At 74.4% G+C, this 15,087-nt stretch carries 1 protein-coding gene; it reads left to right on the plus strand.

Features of this window, described 5'->3' with window-relative positions:
• The first annotated feature begins 18 nt into the window (after nucleotides 1-18).
• Nucleotides 19-15,075, plus strand: coding sequence for a type I polyketide synthase (locus AB0M93_RS32340; protein WP_364280411.1), 15,057 nt, complete (start codon nucleotides 19-21; stop codon nucleotides 15,073-15,075).
• The last annotated feature ends 12 nt before the right edge of the window (nucleotides 15,076-15,087 follow it).

Consider the following 15,087-nt stretch of genomic DNA (forward strand, 5'->3'; position numbering starts at 1 on the left):
GAACGGATGAGGTTGGCGATGTCAGAGCAGGACAAGCTCCTCGAGTACCTCAAGCGCGTGACGGCCGACCTGCACCAGACCAGGCAGCGGCTGCAGGCGGCGGAGGCGGCCGAGCAGGAGCCGATCGCCATCATCTCCCTGGCCTGCCGATACCCCGGCGGGGTGTCCTCACCCGAGGACCTGTGGGACCTCGTCGCCGGCGGCACCGACGCGATGTCGGGCTTCCCGGAGGACCGGGGCTGGGACGTCGAGCGCATGTACGGCGCGGAGGGCGCACGGGCGGTCGAAGGCGGGTTCGTCCACGACGCCGCGTGCTTCGACCCCGGCCTGTTCGGCATTTCGCCGCGCGAGGCGTTGGCGATGGACCCGCAGCAGCGGCTGCTGCTGGAGACGTCCTGGGAGCTCCTGGAACGCGGCCGGCTCGACCCGTTTTCGCTGCGCGGCAGCCGGACCGGCGTGTTCATCGGCGCCAACGCGTCCGGCTACAGCAGCACCCTGCGGACGGCGGCGGGCTCCGAGGGTTACCTGCTGACCGGCGAGGCCCCCAGCGTCATGTCGGGCCGGTTGTCCTACACCTTCGGGCTGGAAGGCCCGTCGATCACGGTGGACACGGCGTGCTCGTCGTCGCTGGTCGCCCTGCACTGGGCGTGCCAGGCGCTGCGGCAGGACGAATGCGGCCTCGCGCTGGCCGGCGGCGTCACGGTGATGGTGAGCCCGCTGGCGTTCGCCGAGTTCAGCCGCCAGCGCGGGCTGGCGTCGGACGGCCGCTGCAAGTCCTTCGCCGACGCCGCCGACGGCACCGGCTGGGGCGAAGGCGCCGGCATGGTCCTGCTGGAACGCTTGGCGGACGCGCGGCGCAACGGCCACGAAATCCTCGGCGTGATCCGCGGTTCCGCGGTGAACTCCGACGGCGCGTCCAACGGCCTGACCGCACCGAACGGACCTTCGCAGCAACGGGTCATCCGCGCCGCGCTGGCCAACGCCGGCCTGTCCACTTCGGACGTGGATGCGGTCGAGGCGCACGGCACCGGAACGGCACTGGGCGACCCGATCGAGGCCCAGGCGCTGCTGGCGACGTACGGCCAGGATCGGCCCGCGGACCGGCCGCTGTGGCTCGGCGCGCTGAAGTCGAACATCGGGCACACGCAGTCGGCGTCCGGCATCGCGGGCGTCATCAAGATGGTGCTGGCGTTGCGGCACGAGCTGCTGCCCCGCACGCTGCACGTCGACGCGCCGTCGTCCGAAGTGGACTGGTCGGCGGGTGCGGTGGAGCTGCTGACGTCGGCGCGGCCGTGGCCGGCCGGGGATTCCCCGCGGCGGGCGGGGATATCGGCGTTCGGCGTGAGCGGGACCAATGTGCACCTGATCGTCGAGGAGGCGCCGCCGGCCGTCTCGCCGCCGCCGGCCGCGCCCGCGGTGGGGCTACTGCCGTGGGTGATTTCCGGAGCGAGCGACGCGGCGGTGCGTTCGCAAGCCCGGCGGCTGCTGGCCGCCGACCCGGACCCGGTCGACGGCGGGTATTCCCTCGCCATCACCCGCGCCGGTCTCGGTCACCGCGCGGTGGTGCTCGGCTCGGATCGCGACTCGCTGCGGGACGGCCTCACGCGTCTGGCGGAGGGGGAGGCCGTTGTCGGCACCGCCGACCCGGACGCGCTGCTGGCGGTGCTGTTCACCGGGCAGGGGGCGCAGCGGGTCGGGATGGGGCGGGGGTTGTACGAGCGATTCCCTGTCTATGCCTCGGCTTTCGATGCGGTACTGGCGCATTTCGATCCCTCGCTCCGCGAGGCGTTCGATGACGCGGAGATGCTGGATCGGACGGAGTTCACCCAGCCCGCGTTGTTCGCTCTTGAGGTCGCACTATTCCGGCTGGTTGAGTCTTTCGGTGTGCGGCCGGACTTCGTGGCCGGGCATTCGATCGGGGAGATTTCGGCGGCGCATGTCGCTGGCGTGTTGTCCCTTGAGGACGCTTGCCGTCTTGTGTCGGCCCGTGCGTCTTTGATGCAGGCGTTGCCGTCTGGTGGTGCGATGGTGTCGATCGCCGCGCCGGAGTCCGAAATCGTGCTGACCGACGGTGTTTCGGTTGCGGCGGTGAACGGTCCGGAGTCGGTCGTCATCTCGGGTGACGAGGCCGCGGTGCTGGCGATTGCGGCGAAGTTCCCGAAGACCAAGCGGTTGAAGGTCAGTCACGCGTTCCACTCGCCGTTGATGGACCCGATGCTGGCGGAGTTCCGCGCGGTAGCGGAAACCTTGACGTATCACCCGGCGGAGATACCGGTGCTCTCGAATGTGAGCGGTGCTCTCGCCGAGCCGTTCACGGCGGAGTATTGGGTGCGGCACGTCCGTGAGACGGTCCGCTTCTCCGACGGCATCTCGTCTCTGTCGGCCGAGGGTGTCGGGGTGTTCCTGGAACTGGGCCCCGACGGCGTCCTGAGCTCAATGGTGCCGGGCGGGGCGGTCCCGGCGTTGCGCCGCGACCGTGACGAAGAGAGAGCACTGCTCTCGGCGTTGAGCACTGTTCACGCCCACGGCGTGAAGGTCGACTGGACACCGTTCTTCCCCGGCGGCCGCCGCGTCGACCTGCCTACGTATGCGTTCCAGCGCGAGCGGTTCTGGCCGCGCGGCGGCGCGGCCCAGGGTGACGCGGGTTCCCTCGGTCTGGGCGCGCTCGACCACCCGTTGCTCGGAGCGGCGGTCAGCTTGGCGGGCCACGACGGCGTGGTCTTCACCGGACGTCTGTCTCTCGAGACGCAGCCGTGGCTGGCCGGTCACGCGCTCGGCGGGGCGGTGCTCGTCCCGGGGACGGCTCTGCTGGAGCTGGCGGTCCGGGCGGGCGACCAGGTCGGGTGTGAGGTGGTCGAGGAGCTGACCCTCGAAGCACCGTTGGTGCTGCCGGCCCGGGGTGGCGTGGCGGTCCAGCTGTTCGTCGGCCCGCCCGACGGCGCGGGCCGCCGCGAGCTGACGCTCCACGCCCGCCCGGACGACGGCGCCGCCCCCGGTCAGGACGAGTGGATACGCCACGCGAGCGGTCTCCTGGCGACGGGCGTCGCGCAGGCAACGGAGCTGACCGAGTGGCCACCGGCGGACGCGGAGCGGGTGCCGTTCGACGGCCTGTACGACCAGCTGGCGGGTATCGGCTTCACGTACGGCCCGGCTTTCCAGGGCCTGCAGGCGGTCTGGCGCCGCGGCGAGGAGACATTCGCCGAGGTGAGGTTGCCGGAGAAGTACCGCGAAGACGCGGCGGCCTTCGGCCTGCACCCGGCCCTGCTGGACGCGGCCCTGCACCCCTTGGGCTTGGCGGCCCCGGCCACAACCGGCACCGCCGGCGCCGGTACTGCCGCCCCGGTGAGCGGCGCTAACCAACCTGCCGTGGGCGCGGCTGTCGCTGCCTCGGCCCCGGCCGCCGCACCCACCTCCCCGGCAGCCGGCGGCATGCCGTTCTCCTGGAGCGGCGTCACCCTCCACGCCACCGGCGCCACGGCCCTCCGCGTCCACCTCGCCCCAGCCGGGGACAACGCCGTCTCCCTCGCCGTCCATGACCAGTCCGGTGGCCCCGTCGCCTCCGTCGATTCCCTCGTCCTCCGCCCCTTCTCGACCGCCCCCGCTCGAAACGACTCCCTCTTCCGCCTCGACCACATCCCCGTCCCCGCCGGCCCGCGAACCGACGCCGTCGTCCTCGGCCCCGACCCCTTCCACCTCGACCTCCCCAGCGTGTCCGATGTGGACACCGACGCCCCGCTCGTCTTCGCCGCCGTCGACAGCCCAGACGTCCGGACCAGCACCCACCGGGCCCTCGCCCTGGTCCAGACCTGGCTCGCCGCCGACCGGCCAGGCCGGCTCGTCGTGGTCACCCGCGATGCCGGCAGCGACCCCGCCGCAGCCGCCGCCCAGGGGCTCGTCCGCTCCGCCCAGTCCGAACACCCCGGCCGGTTCCAGCTGCTCGATCTCGACCACACCCCGCCCCCCGACCTCGCCACCCTGCCCGCCGAACCGCAGGTCGCCGTCCGGGACGGGGTCTTCGTCGCGCCGCGGCTCGTCCGCGTCCACGCCCTGACCGTCCCGACGGCACCCTGGCGGCTCACCGCCACCGGCGGCACCCTCGACGGCCTCGCCCTCCGGCCGGAACCCCCGCAGCCGCTCGAACCCGGGCAGGTCCGGGTCGCCGTGCGGGCCGCCGGGGTCAACTTCCGGGACGTCCTCATCGCCCTCGGCATGTACCCCGACCCCGCCGCCGTCCTCGGGTCCGAAGCCGCCGGGGTCGTCACCGAAGCCGCGCCGGACGTCGACGGGCTCGCCGTCGGCGACCGCGTCTTCGGGCTGTTCACCGGCGCCTTCGGCCCCACGGTCGTGACCGACGCGCGCCTCCTCGTCCCGGTGCCGGACGGCTGGACCTTCGCCCAGGCCGCGTCCGTGCCCGTCGCCTTCGTCACCGCCTACTACGCCCTCTTCGACCTCGGCGGCCTCGAAGCCGGCCAGTCCGTGCTCGTCCACGCGGCGGCCGGCGGCGTCGGGATGGCCGCCGTGCAGCTCGCCCGCTGGACGGGCGCCGAGGTCTTCGCCACGGCGAGCCCGGCGAAGCACGAGGCCGTCCGCGCCCTCGGCGTCGAGCACATCGCGTCTTCGCGAGACCTCGAATTCGCCACGCGGTTCCCGGCCGTCGACGTCGTCCTGAACTCGCTGACCGGCCCCTTCACCGACGCCTCGCTCGGCCTCCTCACGCCCGGCGGCCGGTTCCTCGAGATGGGCAAGACCGACCTCCGCGACCCCGAAGGCGTCACCTACCTCCCGTTCGACCTGGGGGACCCCGGCCCGGACCGCATCCGGGAAATCCTCCGTCACCTGCTGGCCCTGTTCGCCGACGGCGCCCTCGCGCACCTCCCGACCCGGGTCTGGGACGTCGTCCGCGCGCCCGACGCGTTCCGGTTCATCAGCCAGGCCAAGCACGTCGGCAAGAACGTCCTGACCGTCCCGGCCGCCCCGGACCCGGACGGCACCGTCCTCGTCACCGGCGGCACCGGCACCCTCGGCGGCCTGCTGGCCCGCCACCTGGTGACCGCGCACGGCGTCCGGAACCTCCTGCTCACCAGCCGGCGCGGCCTCGACGCCCCGGGTGCGGCCGAGCTGGTCGCCGAGCTGACGGCCGGCGGCGCCACCGTGCGCGTCGAAAGCTGCGACGTCACCGACCGCGCCGCCCTCGAGGCGCTGCTCGGTTCGGTGAACCTCACCGGGGTCGTCCACACCGCGGGAGTGCTCGACGACGGCGTCATCGATGCCCTCACCCCGGACCGGATCGACGCCGTCGTCCGGCCGAAGGTCGACGCCGCACTGAACCTGCACGAGCTGACCCGCGGCCGGGACCTCGCCTGGTTCGCGCTGTACTCCTCGCTCGCCGGCGTCGCCGGGGCTGCCGGCCAGGCCAACTACGCCGCCGCCAACGCCGCGCTCGACGCGCTCGCCACCCGCCGCCGCGCCGAGGGCCTGCCCGGCGTCTCGCTCGCCTGGGGCCAGTGGGCCGAGGCGAGCGGCATGACCGGCACGCTCGGCGACGAGGACCTGTCCCGGATCGCGCGGTCCGGCATCGGGGCCCTCGGCACCGCGGACGCCCTCTCGCTCTTCGACGCGGCCTTGGTCGCCGGCGCCGGGTGCGTGGTCCCGGTCCGCGTCGACCTCGCCGCGCTGCGGGCCCAGGCCGAGCACCTGCCCGCGCTGTGGCACGGCCTGGTCCGCGTGCGCACGCGCCGCGCGGCCGGGCCCGCGGCGGGCACCGACGGGCTCGCCGCCCGGCTGGCCGGCCTCGGCGGCGACGACGTCCGCCGGTTCCTGCTCGACCTCGTCCGCACCCACGTCGCGGCGGTCCTCGGCCACGACGGCGCCGACGCCGTCGAGCCGCAGAAGGCGTTCAAGGACCTGGGTTTCGACTCCCTGACCGCCGTCGAGCTGCGCAACCGGCTCACCGCGGTGACCGGCCTGCGGCTGCCCGCGACGGTCATCTTCGACCACCCGAACCCGCAGGCGCTGGCCGCGCTGCTGCAGGCGGAATTCGCCGGTGGCGCCGAACCCGCGACGACCCGGGCGGTCACCACCGTCGCCGACGACGACCCGATCGCCATCGTCGCGATGAGCTGCCGCTACCCGGGTGAGGTGACGTCGCCGGAGGAACTGTGGCGGCTGGTCGAGACCGGCCGTGACGCCCTCACGCCGCTGCCCGCCGGCCGCGGCTGGGACCTCGCCGCCCTGGGCGCCGCCGAGGGCGGGTTCGTGCACGACGCCGGCGGCTTCGACGCCGAGTTCTTCGGCATCTCCCCGCACGAAGCCCTGGCCATGGACCCCCAGCAGCGGCTGCTGCTGGAAATCTCCTGGGAGGCACTGGAACGCGCCGGGATCGACCCGCGCTCGCTGCGCGGCAGCAGCACCGGCGTCTTCGTCGGCGCCGCGCACCAGGCGTACGGCAGCGGCGTCGCCGAGGTGGCCGCCGGCGTCGAAGGCCACCTGCTGACCGGCAATGCGACCAGCGTCGTCTCCGGCCGCGTCTCCTACACCTTCGGCTTCGAAGGCCCGGCCGTCAGCGTCGACACCGCGTGCTCGTCGTCGCTGGTCGCGCTGCACTGGGCGGTCCAGGCGCTGCGCCACGGCGAGTGCGACCTGGCCCTCGCGGGCGGCGTCGCGGTGATGGCGCAGCCTGGCATGTTCGTGGAGTTCGACCGGCAGGGCGGCCTGGCCTCCGACGGCCGGTGCAAGGCGTTCGCGGAGGCCGCGGACGGCACCGGCTGGGGCGAGGGCGCGGGCCTGGTCCTGCTGGAACGCCTGTCCGACGCCCGGCGCAACGGCCACGAAGTCCTGGCGCTCGTCCGCGGTTCCGCGGTCAACTCCGACGGCGCGTCCAACGGCCTCACCGCCCCGAACGGCCCCGCCCAGCAGCGGGTCATCCGGGCCGCGCTGGCCGGCGCGGGCCTTGCTCCGTCCGAAGTGGACGCCGTCGAGGCGCACGGCACCGGCACCACCCTCGGCGACCCGATCGAGGCCCAGGCCCTGCTGGACACCTACGGCCAGGACCGCGAGGAACCGCTCTGGCTCGGCTCGCTCAAGTCGAACATCGGGCACACGCAGGCCGCGGCCGGGGTCGCCGGCGTCATCAAGGTCGTCATGGCGCTGCGGCACGGCGTCCTGCCCAAGACGCTGCACGTCGACGCGCCGTCGTCCCGCATCGACTGGGAGTCCGGCGCGATCGAGCTGCTCACCGACGCCCGGCGCTGGCCCGAAACCGGACGGCCCCGCCGCGCCGGCATCTCGTCGTTCGGCATCTCCGGCACCAACGCCCACACGATCATCGAACAGGCCCCGGCCACGCCGCCCGAGCCCGAGCGCGCCGCGCCTTCCGGCGTGGTCCCGTGGCTGCTGTCCGCCCGTGACGCCGAGGCCCTCACCGCGCAGGCCGAGCGCCTCCGCGCGCACGTCGAGGCCCGGCCTGAGCTGGCGCCGGTCGACGTTGCTTTCTCGCTGACCGAGCGCGCCGCGCTCGAACACCGGGCGGTCGTGTTCGGCCGTGACCGCGACGAGCTCCTGGCCGCCCTGGAGAACCCGCCGGTGACCGGGGTCGCGCGGCCGGACCGTCGATTGGCGGTGTTGTTCACCGGCCAGGGCGCCCAGCGAGTCGGGATGGGCCGCGGCCTCTACGACCGTTTCCCGGTGTACGCGGAGGCTTTCGACGCGGTGCTCGCGCACTTCGGCCCGGACTTGCGCGAGGCTTTCGACAATGCCGCGCTCCTGGACCGCACGGAGTTCACTCAGCCCGCGTTGTTCGCGATGGAGGTGGCGCTGTTCCGGCTCGTTTCGTCCTTCGGTGTGCGGCCGGACTTCGTGGCCGGACACTCGATCGGCGAAATCTCGGCCGCACACGTGGCCGGGGTGCTGTCCCTCGAGGACGCTTGCCGTCTCGTGTCGGCACGGGCGTCCTTGATGCAGGCGTTGCCGCCGGGTGGGGCGATGGTGTCGATCGCCGCGCCGGAGTCCGAGATCGTGCTGACCGAGGGTGTTTCGATCGCGGCGGTGAACGGTCCGGAGTCGGTGGTCATTTCGGGCGATGAGGCCGCGGTGCTGGCGATTGCGGCGAAGTTCCCGAAGATCAAGCGCCTTTCGGTGAGCCACGCGTTCCATTCGCCGTTGATGGACCCGATGCTCTCGGATTTCCGCGCGGTAGCGGAAACCCTGACGTATCACCCGGCGGAGATACCGGTGCTCTCGAATGTGAGCGGTGCTCTCGCAGAGCCGTTCACCGCGGACTACTGGGTCCGCCACGTGCGCGAGACCGTCCGGTTCGCCGACGGCGTCGCCACGCTGAAAACCGCGGGCGCGGACGTCTTCCTGGAGCTGGGCCCGGACGGCGTGCTCAGCGCGATGGTCGACGGCCTCGCGATTCCCGCCCTGCGACGTGACCGCGACGAAGAGAGAGCATTGCTCACGGCGTTGAGCACTGCTCACGTCCACGGTGTCGAACTCGACTGGACGCCGTTCGCCCCCGGCGGCCGGCGCGTCGGCCTGCCCACGTACGCCTTCCGGCACCGGAACTACTGGCTCGCCGCGGAACCCGGCGCGGCGCCCGGGGGTGACTCCGGGTTCTGGGACGTGGTGCGCAGCGGCAAGCTGGCCGCCGAACTCGAGCTGGCCGAGGACGTCGCCGAAGCGGTCACCCCGGCACTGTCGGCCTGGTACCGCCAACGCACCCAGAAATCCACAGTGGACTCCTGGCGCTACGGAGTCACCTGGCGTCCGGTGTCGCCGGAAACGGCCGCGCTCACCGGCCACTGGCTCCTGGTGGTGCCGGAAGCGGTCGAACCCGGAGTCGTGGCGAGCATCGCGCAGACGATGCTCGAACGCGGCGCGCGAATCACCCCGGTCCGGATCGACCCGCTGCTCCCGCGCGCAGAGTTCGCCGAGCACCTCCGCGCGGCGGTGGAGCGGTCCGAAGTGGATGGAAGCGAGGCTGCGGCGGGTGTGGCGCTGGACGGGGTTGTTTCGTCGGCAACGCCGACTGACGACAGCCGCACGGCTGCGCCGCTGGACAGCCGCGGGGCTGCGGCAGGCGCGGCACTCGACGGGGTCCTTTCCCTCCTGGCCCTGGCCGACGGCGGCCGCGGGGTCGCGGCGGGCACGGCGACCCTCCTGCAGGCGCTCGGCGACCTGAAGGCCGGCGGACGGCTGTGGTGCCTCACCCGCGGCGCGGTCGCGGCCACGCGGGCGGACCGCGTCGAAGCGCCCGTCCAAGCCCAGGTCTGGGGCCTCGGCCGCACCGCGGCCATGGAGTACCCCCAGCGCTGGGGCGGCCTCATCGACCTCCCCGCCGAGCTGGACGACCGCGGCCGCACCCGGCTCGCCGCCGTGCTCACCGGCACCGAAGACGAGGTCGCGCTGCGGCCGTCCGGCGTCTTCGCGCGACGCCTGGAACGCCGATCCGCGACCCCGGCCGAGGCCTGGCGGCCGTGCGGGACCGTGCTGGTCACCGGGGGCACGGGCGCGCTCGGTGCGCAGGTCGCCCGGCGTCTGGCCGCGAATGGTGCCGAACGGCTCGTGCTGCTCAGCCGGCGCGGGCCGGCCGCACCGGGCGCCGCGGCCCTCGAACGCGAGCTGACCAGCCTCGGCTGTGCCGTCTCGATCGTGGCCTGCGACGCCGCCGACCGCGATGCCCTGGCCGCGGTGCTGCCCGGCGACCTCCGCGCGGTCGTGCACGCGGCGGGCGTCCTCGACGACGGCGTCATCGAGTCCCTGACCCCGGACCGCTTCGACGCCGTGCTGCGCGCCAAGGCGATCGCGGCCGAGAACCTGTCCGCGCTCACCGCCGGTCTCGACGCGTTCGTCCTGTTCTCGTCCATGGCCGGCGCGTTCGGTGCCGCGGGCCAGGGCAGCTACGCCGCCGCCAACGCCCACCTCGACGCGCTCGCCCAGCAGCGCCACGCCGCCGGGCTGCCCGCCGTCTCGATCGCGTGGGGCCCGTGGGCGGGCGACGGGATGGCCGCGGGCGACGCCGAGACGCGGCGACGGCTGCGCGCCGCGGGCGTCGGCACCCTGGAGCCCGGCCTCGCGCTCGACGCCCTGACGCTCGAGGCGGCGGCCGATGCCCCGGTGGCGGTGGTGGCCGACCTCGACTGGGACGTCTACCTCCCGGCGCTGCGGGCCGTCCGGCCCCGGCCGTTGTTCACCGCATTCGCCGAACCGCTCGAGAGCCCGGCGGCAAAAGAACCCGCAGGTGTCCTCACGGGACTGTCCGAAGAGGACGGCGTCCGGAAGGTCCTCGACCTGACCCGCACGCACGTCGCCGCCGTGCTCGGCTACTCCGACGCGGCCGCGGTCGACGCCGAGCGCGCGTTCTCCGACAGCGGCTTCACCTCCCTGACCGCCGTCGAGCTGCGCAACCGGCTCGACGCGGCGACCGGGCTGAGCCTGCCCGCGACGCTGGTCTTCGACCACCCGACCCCGGCCGCGCTGGCCCGGCACCTGCACCGCGAGCTGCTCGGGCGGCACCCGGAACCGGCCGGCGCCGGCCCGGCGCCCGTCCGGGCCGACGAGCCGATCGCGCTCGTCGCCATGGGCTGCCGGTTCCCCGGCTCGGTCGCCACGCCGGAGGACCTCTGGCGGCTCGTCGCGGACGGCGTCGACGCGATGACCGGCCTGCCCGAGGACCGCGGCTGGGACCTCGGCGCGCTCTACGACGCCGACCCGGGCAAGAGCGGCCACAGCTACGTCCGCGACGGCGGTTTCCTCGACACCGCCGCGGAGTTCGACGCGGCGTTCTTCGGCATCTCGCCGCGCGAAGCGCTGGCCATGGACCCGCAGCAGCGCCTGCTGCTCGAGATCACGTGGGAGGTCTTCGAACGGGCGGGGATCGACCCCCAGTCGCTGCGCGGCAGCCGCACCGGCGTGTTCGCCGGCACCAACGGCCAGGACTACGCGGGCCTGCTCGGCACGGCGGCCGAGGAGGTCGGCGGCTTCATCGGCACCGGCAACGCCGCCGCGGTCGTGTCCGGCCGGCTGGCCTACGCGTTCGGCCTCGAAGGCCCGGCGCTCACCGTCGACACCGCGTGCTCGTCGTCGCTGGTCGCCATCCACCTGGCCGCGCAGGCGCTGCGCCGCGGCGAGTGCGACCTGGCGCTGGCCGGCGGCGCGACCGTGATGTCCACGCCGGCGACCTTCGTGGAATTCAGCCGGCAGCGCGGCCTGGCCTCCGACGGCCGGTGCAAGGCGTTCGCCGACGCCGCCGACGGCACCGGCTGGGGCGAAGGCGCCGGGCTCGTGCTCCTGGAGCGCCTGTCGGACGCCCGCCGGCACGGTCACCAGGTCCTGGCCGTCGTGCGCGGCTCGGCGGTGAACTCCGACGGCGCGTCCAACGGCCTGACCGCCCCGAACGGCCCGTCCCAGCAACGCGTCATCCGTGCGGCGCTGGCTGACGCCGGTCTGTCCACTTCGGACGTCGATGCGGTCGAGGCGCACGGCACCGGGACGAAGCTGGGCGATCCGATCGAGGCCCAGGCGTTGCTGGCCACCTACGGCCAGGACCGGCCGTTCCCGCTGCTGCTCGGCTCGGTGAAGTCCAACATCGGCCACACCCAGGCCGCCGCGGGCATCGCCGGGGTGATCAAGATGGTGCTGGCGATGCGCCACGGCGTCCTCCCGCGGACGCTGCACGTCGACGCCCCTTCGTCCCAGGTGGACTGGTCGGCCGGGGCCGTGGAGCTGCTCACCGAAGCGACGCCGTGGCCGGAGACCGGACGCGCCCGCCGCGCCGGGGTATCGGCCTTCGGCGTCAGCGGCACCAACGCCCACCTGGTCCTCGAAGCGGGGGAGCCCGAACCCGCCGCGCCGGTCCACAACGGACTCACGCTGTGGCCGTTGTCGGCGAAGGACGAGCAAGCTCTGCACGAGCAAGCCCGCCGCCTCCGCGCGGCGCTCGGCGAGGACGTCCCGGTGGCCGAGGTCGGCCGCACCCTGGCGACCGGGCGTGCGGCCCTGGAGCACCGGGCCGTCGTCGTCGGGGACCGCGACCAGCTGCTGGCCGGGCTGGGGGACCTGGACAACGCCGTGCGCGGCACGGCCGTCCCCGGCGGCCGGCTGGCCGTGCTGTTCACCGGCCAGGGCGCCCAGCGCGCCGGGATGGGCCGGGAGCTTTACGACCGGTTCCCGGTCTTCGCCGACGCCTTCGACGCCGTGTGCGCCGAGTTCGACGGCCTGCTCGACGCGTCCCTGCGCGAGATCGTCTTCGACGGCGGCGACCGGCTCGATCGCACCGGCTACACCCAGCCCGCCCTGTTCGCGATCGAGGTCGCGCTCCACCGGCTGGTGACGGCGTGGGGCGTCCGCCCCGACTTCGTCGCCGGCCACTCGATCGGCGAACTGGTCGCCGCGCACGTGGCCGGGGTGCTTTCCCTCGCGGACGCCTGCCGGCTGGTGGCCGCGCGGGCGTCGCTGATGCAGGCGCTGCCCGCCGGCGGGGCGATGGTCTCGATCGCCGCCCCGGAATCGGCCGTCACCTTGACCAAGGGTGTCTCGATCGCGGCGGTCAACGGCCCCGAGTCGGTCGTGCTCTCCGGCGACGAGGCCGCGGTGCTGGAGATCGCCGCGGAGTTCGCCGGGCGCGGCGTCAAGACGAAGCGGCTCACCGTGAGCCACGCCTTCCACTCGTCACTGATGGACCCGATGCTCGAAGAGTTCCGCGCGGTCGCGGAAACCCTGGAGTACCACCCGGCGGAGATACCGGTGCTCTCGAATGTGAGCGGCGCTCTCGCCGAACCGTTCACCGCGGACTACTGGGTCCGGCACGTGCGGGAGACCGTCCGGTTCGCCGACGGCATCTCGACCCTCGAAGCCGCGGGCGTCAGCACCTTCCTCGAGCTGGGCCCCGACGGGGTGCTCAGCGCGATGGTCGGCGCGTCGGCGGTCCCGGCGTTGCGCCGCGACCGCGGCGAAGAGAGAGCACTGCTCACAGCGTTGAGCACTGTTCACGCCCGGGGCGTGGACGTCGACTGGGCCGCGTTCTACCCGCCGGCGCGCCCGGTCGACCTGCCCACCTACCCCTTCCAGCGGCGGCGGTTCTGGCCCGAGCCCGCACCCGCCGCGCCGATGTCCGAAGTGGACACCGAGTTCTGGACGGCCGTCGAGGGCGAGGACCTGGACTCCCTCGGTGCCCTGCTCGGCCTGGACGGCGACCAGCGCGCCGCGGTCGCCTCCGCGCTCCCGGCCCTGTCCGGCTGGCGGCGGGAGACGCGGGCGAGCTCCGACGCCTGGCGCTACCGCGTCGTCTGGCGCAAGCTGCCCGAAACCACGGCCGCGGTCTCCGGCGACTGGCTGTTCGTCCTGCCGGAAACCCTCGACGACCCCTCGGCCGCGACGGCGGTCGCCGGCGCCTTCGCGACGTCCGGAGCGCGGCCCCTGGTCGTCCGGGTGCCCGAGGACGCCGACCGCATCACGGTCGCGAAGCTGGTCGAGGCCAAGCTGGCCGAAGAAGGCTCCACGCCGGTGGGCGCGCTGTCGCTGCTGGCCTTCGCGGCCGGCACCCCGGCGTCGGCGGTCGCCGCTGGGCTGCCGCAGACCCTCGCGCTGGTCCAGGGCCTCGGCGACGCGGGCGTCGGCGCACCGCTGTGGTGCGCCACCCGCGGCGCGGTCGCGACGGCCGACGACCAGCCCGTCGCCGAGCCGGCCCAGGCCCAGTTCTGGGGCTTCGGCCGAACGGTCGCGATGGAACACCCGAACCGCTGGGGCGGCCTGGTCGACCTGCCGGACACCCTGAGCGGCGACGACGGCGAGCGGCTCTGCGCGGTGCTGGCCGCGGGCGGCGAGGACGAAGTCGCCGTCCGGCCCACCGGTGTCTTCGCCCGGCGGCTCGTCCGCGACCATCGGAGTGGTCCACAGTGGACTCCCCGGGGCACGGTCCTGGTCACCGGCGGCACCGGCGCGCTCGGCGGGCACGTCACCCGCTGGCTCCTGGACCACGGCGCCGGGCACGTCGTCCTGGCGAGCCGCCGCGGTGGCGAAGCGCCCGACGATCGGGTGACGGCCGTCGCCTGCGACGTCGCCGACCGGGACGCCGTCGCGGCCCTGCTGGCCGAGCACCGGATATCGGCGGTCGTGCACGCGGCGGGCGTCCTCGACGACGGCGTCGTCGACACGCTCACCGGCGACCGGTTCGCCGAGGTCCTGCGGGCCAAGGTGACCGGCGCCCGGATCCTCGACGAACTGACCGGCGACCTGGACGCCTTCGTGCTGTTCTCCTCGCTCGCCGGCGCGTTCGGCGCGGCGGGGCAGGCGAACTACGCGGCCGCGAACGCCGAGCTCGATGCGCTCGCCCAGCGCCGTCGCGCATCGGGCCGGGCGGCCGTCGCGATCGCCTGGGGTCCCTGGGCGGGCGACGGCATGGCCGCCGGGAACGCGGACCGGATGCGGCGCGCCGGGGTCACCCCGCTGCCCGCGGCGGAGGCCGCGGCCGCGCTCGGCCGGAGCACGCGGTCACAGGTCGTCGCCGACATCGACTGGGACACCTACCCCTCGGCCCGGCCGCTCTACGCCGAGCTGGCCCCGGCGGCGCCGGTAGCCGAAGCGCCGGCCGGGCTCGGCGACCGCCTGGCCGGGCTGTCGGCGGCCGACGCCGGCGACCTCGTCCTCGACGTCGTCCGCGAGCACGTCGCGGCGGTGCTCGGCCACGGCCGGGCGGCCGACGTCGCCCCGGACCGGGCGTTCAGCGAAACCGGCTTCACGTCGCTGACCGCGGTCGAACTCCGCAACCGGCTGGACCGCGTCACCGGGCTGAACCTGCCGGCGACGCTCATCTTCGACCACCCGTCGCCGGCCGCGCTGGCCCGGCACCTGACGGCGGAACTGCGGGACGACGAGCCCGCGCCGCAGGGCGTCGACGGGCTGATCGAGGAGCTGAGCCGCGTCGGGGCCGCCTTGGACGCGGCCGACCGGGCCCGGGTCGCGGACCAGCTGCGGCTGCTCACCGCCGGCTGGGCGGGCGAACCGGCCGCCCCGGGCCTCGAAACCGCCAGCGACGAGGAGATGTTCGACCTCCTCGGCAAAGAGTTCGGCATCTCCTGATCCGGCGCCCGC

Source organism: Amycolatopsis sp. NPDC051102, assembly GCF_040682815.1.
In the GTDB taxonomy this organism is placed as follows: domain Bacteria; phylum Actinomycetota; class Actinomycetes; order Mycobacteriales; family Pseudonocardiaceae; genus Amycolatopsis.

What these genes read in the sequence shown, in the direction of transcription:
- AB0M93_RS32340 (WP_364280411.1), top strand. Translation starts at nt 19, where the DNA reads ATGTCAGAGCAGGACAAGCTCCTCGAGTACCTCAAGCGCGTGACGGCC.